Source organism: Gibbsiella dentisursi, assembly GCF_039539505.1.
GTDB classification, from domain to species: domain Bacteria; phylum Pseudomonadota; class Gammaproteobacteria; order Enterobacterales; family Enterobacteriaceae; genus Gibbsiella; species Gibbsiella quercinecans.
In genome coordinates, this window is sequence record NZ_BAABDG010000002.1 from 1,472,718 (window position 1) to 1,491,080 (window position 18,363).

Genomic DNA, 18,363 nt, shown 5'->3' on the forward strand with positions numbered 1-18,363 from the left:
AGTTTATTAGCGGGCAATGTTATTTGCGGCCGTTTGTTCTTTCTCCAAGAGCGCCATATATCGCGCTACTGCCTTGGCAAATTTGTCTTTCCAAATGAACAGTGCTTTATCAATATCCCGCGCTTTAATCGCATCAAGTAGCCCCACAACATAATTGATGGCGTCGGACTCACGTTCCGTGTAGACAATACCGGTGAGGTTATTGAAACGCTGCACCTCCACCGTGGTTTCTGCAAAATAGCGCGCGCAGCGCGCCAGACCGCTGGCGGCAACAATGGTTTCCTGGAACACAAGATCGTTTTGTATGGTGGGTTGCTGGTTTTCCTGGCGCGCCAGTTTTACTGCTGCATTCGCCATTTTTTCCAGCGCCTTTATCACATCTGGCGCGGGCAGTTTCGGATTGGCATGAAAAGCTTTCAGCGCCAGTTCGCCTAATGCAGAACGGATCGCATACACTTCCAGGATATTGGCCGGCTCCAGTTTTGCCACTACGGCCCCGCGATTGGGGCGCACTTCCACCAAGCCTTCCTGGCTCAACCGGCGCAGCGCTTCGCGTATCGGATGGCGCGATACGTTAAGCTCGTCAGTAAGATTTTTTTCAATCAAGCGATCGCCGGGCTTAAACAACCCCTTGATGATGGCGTTGCGGATCTGATCGGCGGCGTGTTCCGAGCTGGCGATATTGTTGACTGGTACGAGTATTTTCCTGCTCACGACTTCTTTTTTTATTGCCATAATGGACCCTGGCGCCCCCGTTAAACGAACAAAATCAGCATAGCATGTCTTGGGCAGGCAAGGTAGAAATTGGTAGATTGTCTACAATTTCCCGGGAGGCAGCACTCATGGCTCGACGGTTTGTGTGTGTTCCGTATAATTGAATGAGGTTTTCTAAAGGGATCTTACTGATGAAAGGATGTGTCATTATTGTTGTTTGCCTGTGCATATCTCTACTTTCTGCTTGCAATACCAAGCCTGGGAACGATCCGGTTGATGACCTATTTAAAGGTCTCACCGATACTGGTAGCAAGGCCACAAGTCCAGATAGTAAGGCAAGAAACTATATGTATGTCATTATGCAAGCGAGTCAATTGCATATGGTAGATATTGAGCGATTCTCGGGTAAGACATGTAATCTTAAAGTTAACTTGGATAGCAGTGGTAAAGTGACGAACATAACCGCGCTCAAAGGTGACCCTCTACTATGTGAAGCAGGAATAAACGGTATTAAGGCCGCGGATATTCCAGCCCCGCCAGATGAAGAAGTTTACCAGGCTTTCAAGACATTTATTATCGAGCTTAGGCCTTTGTAATTGGTTTGATTATGTTGAAAAAACGTCAGCGTCAAGCCAGTGCCGCCTTTCTGAATCCGAAAACTGGGGTGACGGACGGGCTGAACCGGAAACAACCCGGTGGATTAAACCAGCCCTGACATCCTCGCTTCGGCGGGGTTTTTGTTTGTGAAAAAAAATTTATGAGAATGGAATGGAAACTGTGATCTGAATCAAAATGATATACATCCAACTTAAGGGATATTAAGTATGTAAATATTACTTTCAAGTGGCGGTTTTATGGCATTAAGAGACTTTTTTGTACAGACAGAACCTCGTAGACGGCATTATGGTGTTGCATTGCTTATTGGGGTTATTTCAGGTGTGGTTTCGGCATTTGTAAAATGGGGCGCTGAAGTACCCCTTCCTCCGCGTAGTCCTGTGGACATGTTTACCAGTGCGTGTGGGCCAGAATCATTAATTAGAGCAGCTGGGCAGATCGATTGCTCAAGGAACTTCCTCAACCCTCCATATATTTTTCTACGCGATTGGCTAGGATTGGCAGATCCTAATGCAGCTGTCTATACCTTCGCTGGGCATGTTTTTAACTGGGTTGGCGTAACACACATCATATTCTCCATCGTGTTCGCCGTTGGGTATTGTGTCGTTGCAGAAGTGTTCCCTAAAATTAAGTTATGGCAGGGGCTGCTAGCTGGCGCACTTGCACAGCTATTTGTCCATATGATTTCATTCCCACTTATGGGCTTAACCCCACCACTTTTCGACCTTCCATGGTATGAAAACGTTTCTGAGATCTTTGGTCACTTAATATGGTTCTGGTCTATTGAGATAATTCGCCGTGATCTCCGAAACAGGATTACGCGTGAACCTGACGCAGAGATTCCTCTAAATTCCGCGTTCAGATAAACTGAGAAATACACATCACGAACCCGCCAACAGTGCGGGTTTTTCCTTTTATATGGCAGCGGTAGCGGTAAGGGGAAAATATCCGTTCAGTTTCAAGTCAGTTGAGGCTTAAGTGAACGGCATTAACCTGTTACGGTTGGTTTTTCTGGAGTTTCTGTGTCGGCATGAGAGGATTCTAACCGCCGCCCCCTATGACGGTGTTTTAACCAATGGAAACAAAATTTGTTCCCCAAAATTCAACGCAACTTATTGATCAATAACGATCTTCAACATCACTCGAAAGCATAAAAAAACAGCCAGAAAACCGAGGTTAACTGACTGTTTTTATTGGTGAAATATACATTTCACACAGTCTGCTTGCGAAAAAGCTCGCGAAAGACCGGGTAAATATCGTCAGGTTCGCGAATATGCTGCATGGCGAAGTTTTCAAAGTTGTTTTGCAGATCTTCATACTCCCGCCACAGGGTTTGATGTGCCCGGCGGGTAATTTCTATATAGCTGTAGTAGCGCACCATTGGCAGGATCTTCTTCGCCAGCAGTTCGTGACACAGCGGTGAGTCATCGGCCCAGTTATCGCCATCTGAAGCCTGTGCCGCATAAATATTCCATTGGGCAGGATCGTAACGCTCTTCAACCACCTCGCTCATGAGCTTCAGCGCGCTGGAGACGATCGTGCCGCCGGTTTCCTGCGAGTAGAAAAACTCTTGTTCATCAACCTCTTTTGCCTGGGTATGGTGGCGGATATACACTACGTCAACGTTCTTGTAGGTCCGGCTCAGGAACAAATAGAGCAGGATATAAAAACGTTTGGCCATATCCTTGGTGGCCTGATCCATCGAACCTGAAACGTCCATCAGGCAAAACATGACCGCCTGACTGGAAGGCTCCGGGCGCCGCTCGAAGTTTTTGTAGCGCAAATCGAAGGTATCGATAAACGGCACTCTTTCGATTTTTTTGCGCAGTTCGGCAATTTCCTTGCGCAGGCGTTCCTCCTCCAGCAGTTGCACCGGTTCGGTGCTTTCCAACTGCGCAAGGCTATCTTCAAGCTCATGCAGTGCGCGCCGTTTGCCGGCGGTCATGGCCGTGCGCCGCGCCAGAGAGTTCTGTAGCGAGCGCACCACGCTGATATTGGCCGGCACCCCGTTGGCGGTGTAGCCGGCACGGTGGGTTTTAAACTCCGTCAACTGCTTGTACTGGTTCTTTTTCAGGTTGGGTAGCGCCAGATCTTCGAATAGCAGATCAAGATACTCGTCCTTGGAGATTTGGAACACGAACTCGTCCTGGCCTTCGCCGTCTTGCCCCGCGTTGCCCTGGCCGCTGCCGCCGCCCGCTCCCCCTTGCGGGCGCTCCACGCGATCGTTTTGCACAAAGTGATCGTTGCCGGGATGAACGCGGTGGCGTGTGCCACCGCGGCCCTGATGGAACATCGGTTCGTTGATATCGCCAGTTGGGATTGAGACGGACTCCCCACTGTCTACGTCGGTGACCGAACGCTTGTTGATGGCTTCGGCAATCGACTGTTTGATTTGCGACTTGTAACGGCGTAAGAAGCGCTGGCGGTTCACCATGCTCTTATTTTTACCGTTAAGCCGACGATCAATAAAATACGCCATACTTCCCCCAAACAACGTTGCCAACTTCCTCCCAGGCCACTTCAGTCTGCTGCTGTGTAGCTAGCATTATGAAGATTTTCTCACCCGCAGGTACCATTCGCACAGCAAGCGGACCTGTTTGCGGGTATAGCCTTTTTCCATCATACGATCGACGAAATCGTCGTGTTTCTTCTGCTCATCCGTTGAGGTTTTAGCATTAAAGGAAATGACCGGCAGCAACTCCTCGGTGTTCGAGAACATTTTCTTCTCGATGACCGTGCGCAGCTTCTCGTAGCTGGTCCAGTTCGGGTTGCGGCCATTGTTATTCGCGCGAGCGCGCAGTACAAAGTTGACGATTTCGTTGCGGAAATCTTTTGGATTACTGATCCCCGCCGGCTTTTCAATTTTCTCCAATTCAGCGTTAAGGGATTCGCGATCGAACAGTTGCCCGGTATCCGGATCACGGTACTCCTGATCCTGGATCCAGAAGTCAGCGTAAGTCACATAGCGATCAAATATGTTCTGGCCATACTCGGAGTAGGATTCCAGGTAGGCGGTCTGGATCTCTTTGCCGATAAACTCGGCGTATTTCGGGATCAGGTAGCCTTTCAGGAACTCCAGGTATTTCTCCGCCACATCCTGTGGGAACTGTTCACGTTCGATCTGCTGTTCCAGTACGTAGAACAGGTGTACCGGGTTGGCCGCCACTTCGGTGTGATCGAAGTTAAACACCCGGGAAAGGATTTTGAAGGCAAAACGGGTGGAAAGGCCGTTCATCCCTTCATCAACCCCAGCGTAGTCCCTGTATTCCTGGTAAGACTTGGCTTTAGGATCGGTGTCCTTCAGGCTTTCGCCGTCATAGACGCGCATCTTCGAGTAGATGCTCGAGTTTTCCGGTTCTTTCAGCCGTGAAAGCACGGTAAAGCGCGCCAGCGTTTCCAATGTGCCAGGGGCGCACGGGGCATGAGACAACTCACTGTGATCCAGCAACTTGTCGTAGATTTTGATTTCTTCCGACACCCGCAGGCAGTAAGGCACTTTGACGATGTAAACGCGGTCGAGGAACGCCTCGTTGTTTTTGTTGTTACGGAAGGTCACCCACTCCGATTCATTGGAGTGCGCCAGGATAATACCGTTGAACGGCAGGGCGGAGATGCCTTCAGTCCCGTTGTAGTTGCCCTCCTGCGTAGCGGTCAGCAGGGGGTGCAGCACTTTGATCGGGGCTTTAAACATCTCCACGAATTCCATGATCCCCTGGTTGGCGCGGCACAGGGCGCCGGAGTAGCCATAGGCATCCGGATCGTTCTGGGCGTGGTTTTCCAGCTTGCGGATATCCACTTTACCCACCAACGCAGAGATATCCTGGTTGTTTTCGTCGCCCGGCTCGGTCTTGGCGATGGCGATTTGTTCCAGGATGGAAGGGCGCACCTTCACCACCTTGAACTTGGTGATATCGCCGCCAAACTCATGCAGGCGTTTGGCCGCCCATGGGGACATGATCGTGCCGAGATAGCGTTTGGGGATGTTGTATTCTTTTTCCAGAATATTGGCATCTTCCTGTGGGTTAAACAGGCACAGCGGGTGATCGTTGACCGGGCTGCGCTCACCGTTGGCGCTCAGGGTATAGATGGGAACGCGCTGCATTAGCGCCTTCAGGCGTTCCGCCAGGGATGATTTACCGCCGCCCACCGGGCCCAGCAGGTAAAGGATTTGTTTCTTCTCTTCCAGCCCTTGAGCGGCATGTTTCAGGTAGGAGACAATCTGTTCGATGGCCTCTTCCATGCCGTAGAATTCTTCAAATGCTGGATAGCGTGCAATCACGCGGTTGGAGAACAAGCGCGACATGCGCGAGTCAAGCGCGGTGTCTACCATGACTGGTTCACCGATAGCCATGAGCAGGCGTTCCGCCGCATTGGCATATGCACTGCGATCTTGCCGGCAGATGGCAAGAAACTCCTGCAGTGTGAACTCTTCGTCCTTGGCAGCTTCGTAGCGCTGGCGGTAGTGGTCAAATATGTTCATGGCGATGCCCGTCCTTTCGTTATTAGCACAGGTTAAAGGGAGCGTGTGATGGTGTTCTTGCCCCCGAAAGAAGAGGTTATACCTGAGTACAGCAACCCGTATGCCAACTTGTGCGTCTTATTATCGCGAGTCGCGCTGTTTTGCCACTGGGCTCAGGATGATTACCCCTCCTTATTTAAGCGTAGTTGGCATAGCAAAATTTTTCCTGCTGACTAAAAAGCTTTTTTTAAGACATATCAATGACTCAGTTATTTTAAGGGTGCTAACGGCCTTGGCAGGTGCGGGCTGGGTAGCAAAATTTCACATTCATGACATGAGTTGGACACATTGCAAAATTAATTTATCCGTTTTTATTTGTTTTTTAATGTAAAGATTGAACCATTAACCGGGTGTTCACATAGAATAGCGGGGCTATTAACCCTGTCATTAATGAAATGGACGACAAATTTGTGAAGATATCTCGGTTAAATACGTTGGCGGTTATCGTTTCCGCGCTGCTTGGCGCACAGGGTGCACAGGCGGGAACCTGGTCAATTGGCGCTTCCGCGTTGGTCAGCCCGAACCCGTATCGTGGCTATCAGGAGCGCGTTTATCCTGTTCCTATCATCAATTATGAAGGCGACGACTTTTTCTTTCGCACGCTCAGCGCCGGCTACTACCTGTGGAAAGACCCGCAAAATCAGCTGAGCCTGACCGCCTATTACTCCCCGTTGAGTTTCCGCACTCGCGATACCGACGATGGTCAGATGAAGCGTCTGGATGCACGCCACGGCACGCTGATGGCCGGCGTTTTATACTCGCATCAGGCGCAATGGGGCACGCTGCGCACCGCGTTTTCCGGCGATACGCTGGATAACAGCAATGGTCTGGTTGGGGATTTGGCTTATATCTACCCGGTCAAATTGGGGGCCTGGAGCCTATCGCCAGCCGTGGGCGTGGGCTGGAACAGTAAAAAGCAAAACCAGTATTATTATGGCGTCAGCGGCGCGGAAGCCGCGCGCAGCGGGCTGGCGCAGTATAAGCCGAGCGATAGCTGGGCACCCTACGTAGAGCTGGTTGCCAACTACCAGATCAATAAGGACTGGAATGCTTTCTTTATGGGCCGCTATATCCAGTTGTCTGATGAAGTGAAAGATAGCCCGATGGTAGATAAATCGTACACCGGGCTGCTTTGGACCGGCGTACGCTATACCTTCTAAAGGTAGGTTGCGCCAATATTGTGCGCCACTTGCATTGTTTTGGTGCTTTGGTGGGTTATTGCACCAGTGTGGGGCGATCTCCGGTGGCAGGTACATTTGCAGTGTTATTTGCCTACGCCATCAACAGGGGGGCTGCTTTGCCAGGCCCCCCTGTTTTAACGGCGAGTGTTTCACCGTTGGCGATTAGGTGTGATTTACACCCGTTTGCGGCTGTGCAGCGTAACGGCCAGGCGTGCAGGCTGTGCCGCAGTGGCTATCATTGGCTTGCTGATGCGCCCGGTTTCTACGCATACCATGGTTTTGTAACCGTCATTCGCCATATCGGCCATGCTACAGGAAAGTTCCACGCCTGGGTTCCAGGCTATCACATCACTCATGTGGTGGTGATGAACTTCCAGCGTGCGTTGTAAAGTGGGATCTTTGATCAGGCTGTAAGATGCCGGCTGGGTGTAAATACGATCGGTTTGGCCGCTGAAGGCCAACTCCCCAGCGTGTTGCGCTTCGGCACCGTTAAGTACTTTATCAATGTAGTGTTCACCTAAGCCGGCAACGGTGACCGTATCAATATCCCCAATCTGGAAATAGCTGTGCAGCGCCGCCGTGGTTTGGAAATCGCCATGAGCTTCCAGCTCAATTTCACACTCTTCCCCCAGCTTGAAGCGGGCGAGTAGGGTGAAGGCATGTGGCCACAGCTTGCGGGTTTGTTCGTTGTCTTTCAGCGTGAAGGTCAGGATAACGCCGTCATCGTTTTCATCATGCGCCGTCAGGTTCCACGGTTGGTTGCGGGCAAAACCGTGCGAGGGTTTCCCCGCCGGGCCAAACCACGGCCAGCAAATCGGCACACCGCCACGGATCGCATTGCCCTGTTTGAACGGGGTATTTTTGCTTAGCCAGATCACTGGCGCGTCACCGCTCGGCTGCCAGGCCAGCAGGTGCGCACCTTGTAATGCAACCGCTGCACGGACTTTAGGGTGAGAGATAACAATCAGAGGAAGTTCGTCCAACTGACGCTGGCTGATGTACGGAGAGATTTGTTCAGTAACGGGTAGGGTAAAGATTTTTTCGTTCATCGTGATGCCCTTATTTATTCGCAACTGCAAACAATAAAAAGGGCGACATAAATGTCGCCCTCGTCATCAACAGCACATCATTCCATTATTTGGAGATGTGAGCAATCAGGTCCAGAACTTTGTGAGAGTAGCCGGTTTCGTTATCGTACCAAGAAACCAGTTTCACGAAGTTGTCGCTCAGCGCGATACCTGCTTTAGCGTCAAACACGGAAGTGCAAACTTCACCGTTGAAGTCGGTAGAAACCAGATCTTCGTCAGTGTAGCCCAGAACGCCTTTCATTGGGCCTTCGGATGCAGCTTTAACCGCAGCTTTGATCTGTTCGTAAGTCGCTGCTTTTTCCAGACGTACGGTCAGGTCAACGACAGATACGTTTGGAGTAGGAACGCGGAACGCCATACCGGTCAGTTTACCGTTCAGTTCTGGCAGAACTTTACCTACTGCTTTAGCAGCACCGGTAGATGAAGGGATGATGTTCTGGCTAGCGCCACGACCGCCACGCCAGTCTTTGTGAGACGGGCCATCAACGGTTTTCTGAGTAGCGGTAGTTGCGTGAACAGTGGTCATCAGCGCTTCGATGATGCCGAAGTTGTCGTTGATAACTTTTGCCAGCGGCGCCAGGCAGTTGGTGGTGCAGGAAGCGTTGGAAACGATGTCCTGGCCAGCGTATTTTTCGAAGTTTGCACCGCGAACGAACATCGGGGTAGCATCTTTGGATGGGCCAGTCATAACCACTTTCTTGGCGCCAGCAGTGATGTGTTTGCGTGCAGTTTCGTCAGTCAGGAACAGACCGGTAGCTTCAGCAACAACGTCAACGCCAACTTCGTTCCACTTCAGGTTTGCCGGATCACGTTCTGAGGTAACACGGATGGTTTTGCCGTTAACAACCAGGTGGCCGTCTTTAACTTCTACAGTGCCTTTAAAACGGCCGTGAGTAGAGTCATACTTCAGCATGTATGCCATGTAGTCAGCGTCCAACAGATCGTTGATTGCTACGATCTCGATGTCAGAACGTTCCTGAGCAGCACGGAAAACAATGCGACCGATACGGCCAAAACCGTTGATACCTACTTTGATAGTCATATATTCCACCAGCTATTTGTTAGTGAATAAAAGGTTGGTTGTAAAATTACAAAAACCTCACCAAGCGTCAAGCGGAATCGTGTCAATAATTGCGGCAAATCAAAGCTGGAAGCCCTATTTGCACGCTTATTGCACATTCCATTTATGCACGGCCTCATTTTTCCACGAGGTCAAGCCGCTAAGTTTAAAGAACAACATGGCATTATATGTGATCCAGGTCACATATAATGCCTGCGTAACCTTTATGCCCTACAGTTTAGGCCAAAATCGTCTGCAATGTTGTTAATTTTTTGTTATTATTACTCATTGTTTTCGTTGAGATAATCTATTTGTCGAGAAAACCACCGATGGCTAAAGAGACCCCAAAACATCAAAGCGTTACGGAACTGAATGAAATTCAGCGTTATGTGACCCAAGATCGCGGTACGGAAGCGCCGTACAGCGGCAAGTTGCTGCATAACACCCGCTCTGGCATCTACCACTGCCTGTGTTGCAATGCGCCACTGTTCTATTCCGACAGCAAGTATGATTCCGGCTGTGGTTGGCCCAGCTTTTATCAGCCAGTTACTGATAACGCCATCCGCTATATTGATGATTATTCACACAATATGCACCGGGTTGAGATTCGCTGCGGCCAGTGCGACGCCCATTTGGGGCATGTTTTCCCCGATGGCCCACAGCCGACAGGGGAACGTTATTGTGTGAATTCGGCATCATTACGCTTTACCGACGGCGAGAGCGGCGAAAAGATCGCCGGTTAAGCAGTAACCCTACAAACAAAATCGATTCAGCAAATTATTCATCTGGAAGCGAGACAGTATTGATGGATGTGAAAGATCTGATCGCGGCGATGACGCCGGAAGTTTATCAGCGGCTTGCACGCGCTGTTGAATTGGGTAAATGGCCGGATGGCGTTGCCTTGACGCCGGAGCAAAAGGAAAACAGCCTGCAGGCTGTGATGCTGTGGCAGGCGTTGAACAACGTCGAGCCGCAGCACATGAGCATTGGCACCGACGGCCAAATCGTTATGAAGAGCAAGCAGGAATTGAAGCTGCAGTTTGCTGAACAGCCGCTGGCCAAGCTAAAACCACAGTGAGCCCCGCGGTTCGGGCTTGCGTTGGTAGACCGCAGAGCAGGGCGCCGGCCGCACCCTGTATTGCTTACTGCTGCACAAAGGCGGCCAGGGTAATCAACTCGGCCCCGGCCTGATGCATCGTCTGCAAGGCCAGTTCACTGTCATCGGGTTGCAGATTGACGCCGCGGCAGCCATCAACGATCACCTTGACGGAATAGCCCAACAGCAGTGCGTCGAGCACGGTGAATTTCACGCAGTAGTCGGTCGCCAGCCCCATCACCGCCAACTGGCGGATGTTATGCGCCTTTAACCAGCCGTCAAGCGCTGTGGCCGCCCGGTGGCCATTGTCAAAGAAGGCGCTGTAACTGTCGATGGCCGGATCCAATCCCTTTTTAACCACCTGCGTTATGGCCTGCTGATGTAGCTGCGGGTGAAAAGCCGCGCCGTGGCTGTCCTGCACGCAATGCACCGGCCACCAGATCTGTGGCAACCCTTCCAGTTCGCCCAGGGTGCCCACTTCGCTATGTGAATTAACGGCAAAGCTACGGTGGTCGGCAGGGTGCCAATCCTGGCTGGCGACAACCGGCTCCCCGCGCGCCTCGCTGGCGGCCATTGCCTGATTAGCCACGGCAATCGTGGCGTCGCCATCCTTTACCGCCAGCGCACCGCCGTGGCAAAAGTCATTTTGCAGGTCAATCAGCAACAGCGCTGTGTTCATCGTTATCGTCCTCGTCCTCGGCCGGTTTAACCGGCAATGCTCACTTCCCCGCGCAGATCCATTTGCATCTGGGCACGGATCTCCTCAGGCGAAAGCGGCTGGCTTAACAGGTAATGCAGTTTGGTGAGCGCCGCTTCAACCGTCATATCAAAACCGCTCACCACGCCGGCATGGGCGAGCGCGTTACCGGTGGCGTAGCCCCCCATGTTAACTCGGCCGGAGATGCACTGGGTGAGGTTAACCACCACGATGCCACGCTCGGCGGCCGCACGCAATTCATCAAGCAGTTCGGGTTTTTGCGGGGCATTGCCGACGCCATAAGAGCGCAGGATTAACGCCTTGACCGGTTGCAGCAAGAAGTTACGCACTACCGCACCGGAAATCCCCGGATAAATGGTGACCACGCCGATGGGCTGCGGCGTAATGGCATGCACCTTGAGCGCGCCATGGCAGGCGGGCGCGCTGATGCCGTTATGACGGCGGATATGGATGCCGGCTTCCAGCAATGGCGGCAGGTTGGGCGAAGCAAAGGCGTCGAAGCCATCGGCATGAGCCTTGGTGGTGCGGTTGCCGCGAAACAGCTTGTTGTTGAAAAACAGGCTGACTTCATTCACCGGGTGGTTAGCCGCCAGGTACAGCGCGTTGAGCAGGTTGGTTTGCCCATCGGAGCGCAGTTCCGCCAGTGGTATCTGTGACCCTGTCACTATCACCGGCTTATCCAGATTCTCCAGCATGAATGAGAGGGCCGAAGCCGTGAACGCCATGGTATCGGTACCGTGCAAAATAACGAAGCCGTCGTAGCTGTCGTAGTTCTGTTTGATGTCGTCGGCGATGTGCTGCCAGTCTTCCGGCGTCATATCGGAAGAATCGATCAGCGGTGCGTATTCGTGGATGGTAAAGTCCGGCATTTCCGGGCGATGGAACTCGGGCATCAGCGCCAGCTGGCGCTGCAGGTGGCCAGAAACAGGGATATAACCCTGCTCGGAGCGCTGCATGCCGATGGTGCCGCCGGTATACGCAACGTAAATGGATTTTTTTTGCATAGCTGGAATTCTGATAAACATAAGATGCGGTGAATTATAGGGGGATAACGGCAGAAAAAAAGCGAATCGTCGGCCGGCAGGCCATTATCTTGTATCGCCACAGCGCGGGAATGGTCATTGTCGCGGCTGCTAATACCGCAAAAAAACCCCCGCATTTTCATGCGGGGGTTGCATCAGACGAAAGACAGCCGGTTTATGGCTTAACGGATGTCGCCGCATGTCAGGCAGAAGGCATAGCGGTTTTGAGGATCGTTCAGATTATTGAACAAGCCCGCCTGTTCGTTCACACTCATGGCCACAGAGGCCAACGGTGCAGGCAACAGCGCTTGCAACGCCGTTGGCAGCATCGCATGGATTGACGCGCCAAACTGGCCCAGCACCATATCGGTCAGGCTTGGCGTATCAACAAACCAGTTGAGCTGCCATTGCGGCAGTTTTGCCAACTGTGCGGCTTTGTTCACGGCATCATCAAAATCACCTAATTGATCCACCAGGCCGTTGGATTTGGCATCGCTGCCGATCCAAACGTGGCCCTGTGCGATTTTATCTACCTGTTCCGGCGTCATTTTGCGCGAGTTGGCAACCAATTCCAGGAAGTGACGGTAACCGCTTTCAATATTCATCTGCATCATCTGTGAGAATTCAGGCGGTAACGCTTTGGTCACGGCCAGATCGGCCAGCGGCGAGGTCGCCACGCCATCGGTATGCACGCCAACGCTGTCAAGCGTGTTCTCATAGGTGTTGATCACCCCGAAAATACCGATGGAACCGGTGAGGGTGCTGGGGCTGGCAACGATGTAGTCTGCCGGTGTGGAAATCCAGTAACCGCCAGAGGCCGCCATGCCGCCCATGGAAACCACCACCGGCTTGCCTGCCGCGCGCACTGCCGCCAGTTCGGCACGGATCACCTCCGAGGCGCTAACGCTGCCGCCTGGGCTGTTAACACGGAACACCACCGCCTTGATGGCTGGATCCAGGCGTGCCTGGCGCAGTTCCGCCGCGGTGGTATCGCCGCCCACCTGGCCTGGTGCCTGCTCGCCATCCATGATGGCGCCGTTGGCGAAGATCACGGCAATCTTGCCGCCCTGGTCCGGCGTTGGCTTCGGCTGGTAGTCATAAATGCTGACGGCATTGAAGTCGTTGGCCTGTTTGTCCCAGCCAAAGGCTTTGATCAGGTGATCTTCAATCACCGTACGCGTCGCTAATTCGTCCACCAGTTTGTTGTCCAGCGCATATTTTGCCGTATCACCACCGGCAGCCTGCATGCCGCTCAAAATGCCGCTTGCGCCAGGGAACAGCTGTTCCGGGGTTATCTGGCGATTGGCCGATACCGTGTTCAGGTAGTTCTGCCACAGCCCGCCAACCCAGCGGCTGTCGGCGTCACGCGCGGCAGGGGACATATCATCACGAATCAGCGGTTCAACGGCGGATTTGTAGGTGCCGACGCGGAAGATGTTGGTGGTGACCTTCAGCTTGTCCAGCAGCGACTTGTAATACAGATTGTTGCTGGCGAAGCCGTGCAGGTCGACTGCGCCCTGTGGCGACAGATAAACTTTGTTGGCGTAGCTGGCCAGATAGTATTGGGTTTGGTTGTAGCTATCGCCGATGGCGTAAATCGGTTTGCCGCTATCACGGAATTCGCGTAGCGCTTTGCCGATATACTGCAGCGAAGGCTGGTCGGTGCCGACAAAATCGTTTAACTGCAGCACCATCCCGGTAATGTTCTTATCCTCCTTGGCCGCGCGGATGGCATTGACGACGTCAAACAGCGAGTTCTCCTGCAGCCGGTTGCTGGAGGCCCCTAGCAATTCGCGGCCCCATTGGCGCACTTTATTATTTACCGTTGGCTCATCAACCACTACGCCGCTCAGATTGACCAGCAGGGCGCCGCGCGTGGGGGTGACCGGCGGGCCACTTTGGAAAGCAAGATAGATGCCGACCCCGACCAGGATCAACAAAACTAAAAACAGATTGAGCACCAGCTCCCTAATAAAGTTCAGCAGACGCCATGTCCACCTGAAAATATTGGCCAAAATTCGCCACAATGTGCGCATGAGTTCTCCAACGTAAGTTGAGGTTGTTCCGCTATCCTAATGAGCGGTTGAGCAAATGTCAGCTTTAAATCATGGATTGCATCACGGTGCCGGGCCAGGCTGTAACTCGCCGTTTAGCTATGCTAACGTGTGCCAAATCAAAGTGATTATCAGGAGTTTACGATGGATGCGCTGGATCTGTTACTGAACCGCCGCTCGGCCTCACGCCTTACTGCGCCTGCGCCCAGCGGCGACGTGCGCCAGAATATCATCAACGCCGGGCTGCGCGCGCCGGATCACGGCGCGCTGCGGCCGTGGCGTTTTGTCATGATTGAAGATGCCGGTCTGGCGCGGTTCAGTCAATTGTTACAAACTGCTGCAAAGCAGGATAACCTGGACCAAGCGGCGCAAGAAAAGGCGAAACAGGCGCCGTTTCGCGCACCGCTGATTATCACCGTTATCGCACATTGTACCGAAAGCCATAAGGTGCCGCATTGGGAGCAGGTCGTTTCCGCCGGTTGTGCCGTTCAGGCGATGCAGATGGCGGCGTTGGCGCAGGGGTTCAATGGTATCTGGCGCACTGGCGCATGGACGAAACATGCGCTGGTGCGTGAAGCCTTCGGCTGCCGTGAACAGGATGAGATCGTCGGTTTTCTCTATCTGGGCACGCCGCAGTTGAAAATGGAGGCAAAAGTTGTCGCGCCGGACAGCACGCCGTTTGTCAGTTATTTCTGATAGCTACTGCGCAGGCGCACGGTAAAATACTCCGCACCGTGCAAATGTGCATTGTTTTTGCGCAGGCCGTTCAGTTATTGTCGGCCTGCGCGCATCCATCCCGCCAGCGCGCGTTACCCTGTGATATTCTGCCCGTATGCCACCGGCTGGCGAACCGCCGGGGCAACGATATGGCCGAATGATACTCAGGCTGCGCAAATAATCGGGGGCGCCGCAACGGATTGATGGCCGTGATAACGATGTTGAACAAGAGAATGATGATGACGTACAGCCAGAGTAACGGTGAATAATGCGACTGTTTATTGCCGAGAAACCGAGTTTGGCGCGCGCCATTGCCGATGTATTACCCAAACCGCATCGCCGCGGTGAGGGCTTTATTGCCTGCGGGAATAACGATGTGGTGACCTGGTGTGTTGGCCACCTGCTGGAGCAGGCGCAGCCGGATGCTTACGACAGTCGCTATGCGCGCTGGTCGTTGGCTGATTTACCGATTATTCCGGATAAGTGGCGCCTGCAGCCGCGCCCTTCGGTCAGCAAACAGCTGAATGCGATCAAAAAGCTGCTGCAGGAAGCGGACGAAGTCGTACACGCAGGCGATCCCGACAGAGAAGGGCAACTGCTGGTGGACGAGGTGCTGGATTACCTGAGCCTGCCGCCGGAAAAACGCCAGGCGGTGCGCCGCTGCCTGGTCAACGATCTTAACCCGCAGGCGGTGGAGCGGGCCATTGAGCGCTTGCGCGACAACCGCGATTTCATCCCGCTGTGTGTTTCCGCGCTGGCGCGTGCGCGCGCTGATTGGCTGTACGGCATCAATATGACCCGCGCCTATACGCTGCTGGGGCGCAATGCCGGCTACGACGGGGTGCTGTCCGTTGGCCGGGTACAGACGCCGGTTTTAGGGCTGGTGGTGCGGCGCGACGAAGAAATCGAAAATTTCATCCCGAAGGACTTCTTCGAGGTGAAAGCCCATATCGTCACCCCGGCTGATGAGCGTTTCGTGGCGATGTGGCAGCCGAGCGAATCCTGCGAGCCTTACCAGGATGAAGAAGGGCGCTTGCTGCATCGGCCGCTGGCCGAACACGTGGTCAAGCGCATTGAAGGCCAGCCGGCGATTGTGACGGCGTATAACGATAAGCGCGAAACCGACATCGCGCCGTTGCCGTTTTCCCTTTCCACGCTGCAGATTGAAGCGGCCAAGCGCTATAACCTCAGCGCGCAGCAGGTGCTGGATATTTGCCAGCGGTTGTATGAAACCCACAAACTGATTACCTATCCGCGCTCCGATTGCCGCTATCTGCCCGAAGAACACTTCGCCGGCCGGCATGCGGTATTGAATGCGATCGGCGTGCACCAGCCGGAACTCTACCCGCAGCCGGTGATCGACAGCGATCGCCGCAACCGCTGCTGGGATGACGGCAAGGTGGATGCTCACCATGCGATTATCCCCACAGCGCGGGCCAGCAAGGCGAATCTCAGCCACGATGAACTGAACGTTTATGGCCTGGTAGCCCGCCAGTACCTGATGCAGTTCTGCCCTGAAGCCGTGTTCCGCAAGTGCGTGATTGAGTTGGACATCGCCGGCGGCAAGTTTATCGCCAAGGCGCGCTTTCTGGCGGAAGCCGGCTGGCGCACGCTGCTGGGCAGTAAAGAGCGAGATGAAGAAAATGAAGGCTCGCCGCTGCCGGTGGTGGCAAAAGACGACGAACTATTGTGTGAGCGCGGTGAAGTCGTTGAGCGCCAAACCCAGCCGCCGCGGCCGTTTACCGATGCCAGTTTGCTGTCCGCTATGACCGGGATTGCGCGCTTTGTGCAGGATAAGGCGTTAAAGAAAATTCTACGTGCCACCGACGGCTTAGGCACTGAGGCCACGCGCGCTGGGATCATTGAACTGCTGTTCAAACGGGCGTTTTTGTATAAGAAAGGGCGCTATATCCACGCCAGCGAAGCGGGGCGTGCCCTGATTCACTCCCTGCCGGAGCAGGCGGCGCGGCCGGATATGACGGCGCACTGGGAAGCCACGCTGACGCAAATCAGCGAAAAGGCCTGCCGCTATCAGGATTTCATGCAACCGTTGGTTGAGACATTACAAGCGCTGATTTTTCAGGCCAAGCAGAGCCGGGCAAGCATGGCATTCCGTGGCATCCAGCCGCCGCCAAGCAGCGGGGGCAAGAAGCGGAAAAAACGGGCCGCCCGGCAACCGGAAAAAAGCGAATAGCCCGCCACGCGGGTGACTGTGCAGTTGCACACAACATGCCCATATGGGCATGTTGCCCAGTTATTATGGTGACATTGTCACGTTTTCCAGCTTTGTTAAGCCCTGGATGCGGCAATGTAGGCTTCTAACAGCGGCACGTCGGCGGGGGCCAACGGATATTCACGTGCTTGTTCTGGGGTAACCCAGGCAAACGCTGAATGGCAACGGCGCTGGATTTCACCCTCAAACTGGTCAATCCGCCAGGCATACAGATGAATAACCCGCGTTGCTTGCGCCCAGGCGTGACTGGCGACGTAAGCCCCGACGCTGGCCGTGATGCCCAATTCCTCATGCAGTTCGCGCATCAGCGCCTGCGGCTGGGTTTCGCCCGGTTCAACCTTGCCGCCGGGAAACTCCCATAGCCCGGCCTGATCGCAATCGCCGGCGCGCTGGGCCAGTAAAATGGTGTCGCCCTGCTCAAGAATGCCGGCAACGACGTCAATATTTTTCATGGTGTTTGCCGTAGTGAACCCGGCCGTTAAGGCCGGGTTTAGGGGTTACAACGCGAATTCGGCCCAGACGGGCGCATGGTCGGAGGGTTTTTCCATGCCGCGGATCTGATAATCGATGCCGGTCGCCGTGCAGCATGCCGCCAGCGGGGTGCTGGCCAGCAGCAGATCGATACGCAGACCGCGGTTATCATCAAAGCCTTTCGAGCGGTAATCAAACCACGAGAACTGATCGTTACGCTCAGGGTTGGCGTGGCGGTAGGTGTCAACCAGGCCCCATTGCAGCAGGCGCGCCATCCACTCGCGCTCTTCCGGCAGGAAAGAGCATTTACCGGTGCGCAGCCAGCGTTTGCGGTTTTCTTCGCCAATGCCGATGTCGTAATCCGTTGGGCTGATATTCATATCCCCCATGATCAGCACCGGATTTTCCGCCGAGAGTTGCTGCTCCAGGTAATCCTGCAGATCTTGGTAAAAGCGCGTTTTGGCCGGGAACTTGACCGGGTGATCGCGGCTTTCGCCCTGCGGGAAATAGCCGTTGATCACCGTCAACGTACCCTGTGCGGTGGGCAGATCGGCCATGATGATACGGCGCTGCGCATCTTCGTCATCGGTGGGGAAACCTCGGCGCACGGCCAGCGGCTCCGCTTTGGTCAGCAAGGCCACCCCGTAATGGCCTTTCTGGCCGTGGTAGAACACGTGGTAGCCATACTGGCTCACGTCTTCCAGCGGGAACATGTCGTCATGCACCTTGGTTTCCTGCAGGCCGATCACGTCGGGCTGGTGCTGTTCGATAATTGCCGCCAACTGGTGTGGCCGTGCGCGCAGTCCATTGATATTAAAAGAAACAAATTTCATCAGCGGTATCGTTTTGGCAAGAAAATGTAGGGAGGATAGTAG

At 53.8% G+C, this 18,363-nt stretch carries 17 protein-coding genes; 7 read left to right on the plus strand and 10 right to left on the minus strand.

Annotation, left to right across the window (positions count from 1 at the left end; translation table 11 throughout):
- Nucleotides 1-6: 6 nt before the first annotated feature.
- The gene (locus ABFX35_RS07175; protein ID WP_346080058.1) at nucleotides 7-735 is read right to left on the minus strand and encodes a GntR family transcriptional regulator; all 729 of its coding nucleotides are present in this window, start codon (nucleotides 733-735) and stop codon (nucleotides 7-9) included.
- Nucleotides 736-905: 170 nt separating this feature from the next.
- On the opposite strand from ABFX35_RS07175, the gene tolA reads away from it, so the two are divergent.
- Both tolA and ABFX35_RS07185 read left to right on the plus strand, forming a co-directional pair.
- A complete protein-coding gene (gene tolA, locus ABFX35_RS07180) occupies nucleotides 906-1,310 on the plus strand; it encodes a cell envelope integrity protein TolA (RefSeq protein ID WP_346080060.1) in 405 nt (134 codons plus the stop codon).
- A 258-nt stretch (nucleotides 1,311-1,568) separates the two neighbouring features.
- A complete protein-coding gene (locus tag ABFX35_RS07185; protein ID WP_346080062.1) occupies nucleotides 1,569-2,195 on the plus strand; it encodes a YagU family protein in 627 nt (208 codons plus the stop codon).
- A gap of 344 nt (nucleotides 2,196-2,539) precedes the next feature.
- On the opposite strand, the gene ABFX35_RS07190 is transcribed toward ABFX35_RS07185, so the two are convergent.
- The gene (locus ABFX35_RS07190; protein WP_346080064.1) at nucleotides 2,540-3,808 is read right to left on the minus strand and encodes a YeaH/YhbH family protein; all 1,269 of its coding nucleotides are present in this window, start codon (nucleotides 3,806-3,808) and stop codon (nucleotides 2,540-2,542) included.
- 66 nt (nucleotides 3,809-3,874) lie between these two features.
- A complete protein-coding gene (yeaG, locus tag ABFX35_RS07195) occupies nucleotides 3,875-5,809 on the minus strand; it encodes a protein kinase YeaG (RefSeq protein WP_279023122.1) in 1,935 nt (644 codons plus the stop codon).
- A gap of 434 nt (nucleotides 5,810-6,243) precedes the next feature.
- On the opposite strand from yeaG, the gene ABFX35_RS07200 reads away from it, so the two are divergent.
- A complete protein-coding gene (locus ABFX35_RS07200; protein WP_279023124.1) occupies nucleotides 6,244-7,008 on the plus strand; it encodes a MipA/OmpV family protein in 765 nt (254 codons plus the stop codon).
- A gap of 194 nt (nucleotides 7,009-7,202) precedes the next feature.
- Here the strand turns inward: ABFX35_RS07200 and ABFX35_RS07205 are convergent, their stop codons facing one another.
- Both ABFX35_RS07205 and gapA read right to left on the minus strand, forming a co-directional pair.
- Entirely contained in the window at nucleotides 7,203-8,078 is an 876-nt protein-coding gene (locus ABFX35_RS07205) for a D-hexose-6-phosphate mutarotase (protein WP_279023125.1), read from the minus strand.
- Between the two features lie 85 nt (nucleotides 8,079-8,163).
- On the minus strand, nucleotides 8,164-9,159 hold the full coding sequence (gene gapA / locus ABFX35_RS07210) for a glyceraldehyde-3-phosphate dehydrogenase (protein WP_095844481.1): 996 nt from the start codon (nucleotides 9,157-9,159) through the stop codon (nucleotides 8,164-8,166).
- A 347-nt stretch (nucleotides 9,160-9,506) separates the two neighbouring features.
- Between gapA and msrB the strand changes: the two genes are divergently transcribed.
- Together msrB and ABFX35_RS07220 are read left to right on the plus strand one after the other, a co-directional pair.
- Entirely contained in the window at nucleotides 9,507-9,920 is a 414-nt protein-coding gene (msrB, locus tag ABFX35_RS07215) for a peptide-methionine (R)-S-oxide reductase MsrB (protein ID WP_279023127.1), read from the plus strand.
- 62 nt (nucleotides 9,921-9,982) lie between these two features.
- Nucleotides 9,983-10,255, plus strand: a complete 273-nt coding sequence (locus tag ABFX35_RS07220; protein WP_095844478.1) for a YeaC family protein — start codon at nucleotides 9,983-9,985, stop codon at nucleotides 10,253-10,255.
- 64 nt (nucleotides 10,256-10,319) lie between these two features.
- Here ABFX35_RS07220 and pncA read toward each other — a convergent pair whose 3' ends face one another.
- From pncA to sppA, 3 genes are all read right to left on the minus strand, one after another.
- Nucleotides 10,320-10,952: a bifunctional nicotinamidase/pyrazinamidase gene (gene pncA, locus ABFX35_RS07225; RefSeq protein WP_279023129.1), complete on the minus strand. Its 633-nt coding sequence runs from the start codon at nucleotides 10,950-10,952 to the stop codon at nucleotides 10,320-10,322.
- 26 nt (nucleotides 10,953-10,978) lie between these two features.
- The gene (ansA, locus tag ABFX35_RS07230) at nucleotides 10,979-11,995 is read right to left on the minus strand and encodes an asparaginase (RefSeq protein ID WP_346080068.1); all 1,017 of its coding nucleotides are present in this window, start codon (nucleotides 11,993-11,995) and stop codon (nucleotides 10,979-10,981) included.
- A 200-nt stretch (nucleotides 11,996-12,195) separates the two neighbouring features.
- Nucleotides 12,196-14,049 carry a signal peptide peptidase SppA gene (sppA, locus tag ABFX35_RS07235; RefSeq protein WP_346080070.1) on the minus strand — a complete coding sequence of 618 codons (1,854 nt, stop codon included), beginning with the start codon at nucleotides 14,047-14,049 and terminating at the stop codon, nucleotides 12,196-12,198.
- Between the two features lie 162 nt (nucleotides 14,050-14,211).
- Between sppA and ABFX35_RS07240 the strand changes: the two genes are divergently transcribed.
- On the plus strand, nucleotides 14,212-14,763 hold the full coding sequence (locus ABFX35_RS07240) for an NAD(P)H nitroreductase (protein ID WP_279023134.1): 552 nt from the start codon (nucleotides 14,212-14,214) through the stop codon (nucleotides 14,761-14,763).
- A gap of 289 nt (nucleotides 14,764-15,052) precedes the next feature.
- Nucleotides 15,053-16,978: a DNA topoisomerase III gene (locus tag ABFX35_RS07245; protein WP_279023136.1), complete on the plus strand. Its 1,926-nt coding sequence runs from the start codon at nucleotides 15,053-15,055 to the stop codon at nucleotides 16,976-16,978.
- A gap of 95 nt (nucleotides 16,979-17,073) precedes the next feature.
- Here the strand turns inward: ABFX35_RS07245 and ABFX35_RS07250 are convergent, their stop codons facing one another.
- Both ABFX35_RS07250 and xthA read right to left on the minus strand, forming a co-directional pair.
- The gene (locus ABFX35_RS07250) at nucleotides 17,074-17,469 is read right to left on the minus strand and encodes a pyrimidine (deoxy)nucleoside triphosphate diphosphatase (RefSeq protein WP_279023138.1); all 396 of its coding nucleotides are present in this window, start codon (nucleotides 17,467-17,469) and stop codon (nucleotides 17,074-17,076) included.
- Nucleotides 17,470-17,514: 45 nt separating this feature from the next.
- Nucleotides 17,515-18,321, minus strand: a complete 807-nt coding sequence (xthA, locus tag ABFX35_RS07255) for an exodeoxyribonuclease III (protein ID WP_279023139.1) — start codon at nucleotides 18,319-18,321, stop codon at nucleotides 17,515-17,517.
- Between the last annotated feature and the right edge of the window lie 42 nt (nucleotides 18,322-18,363).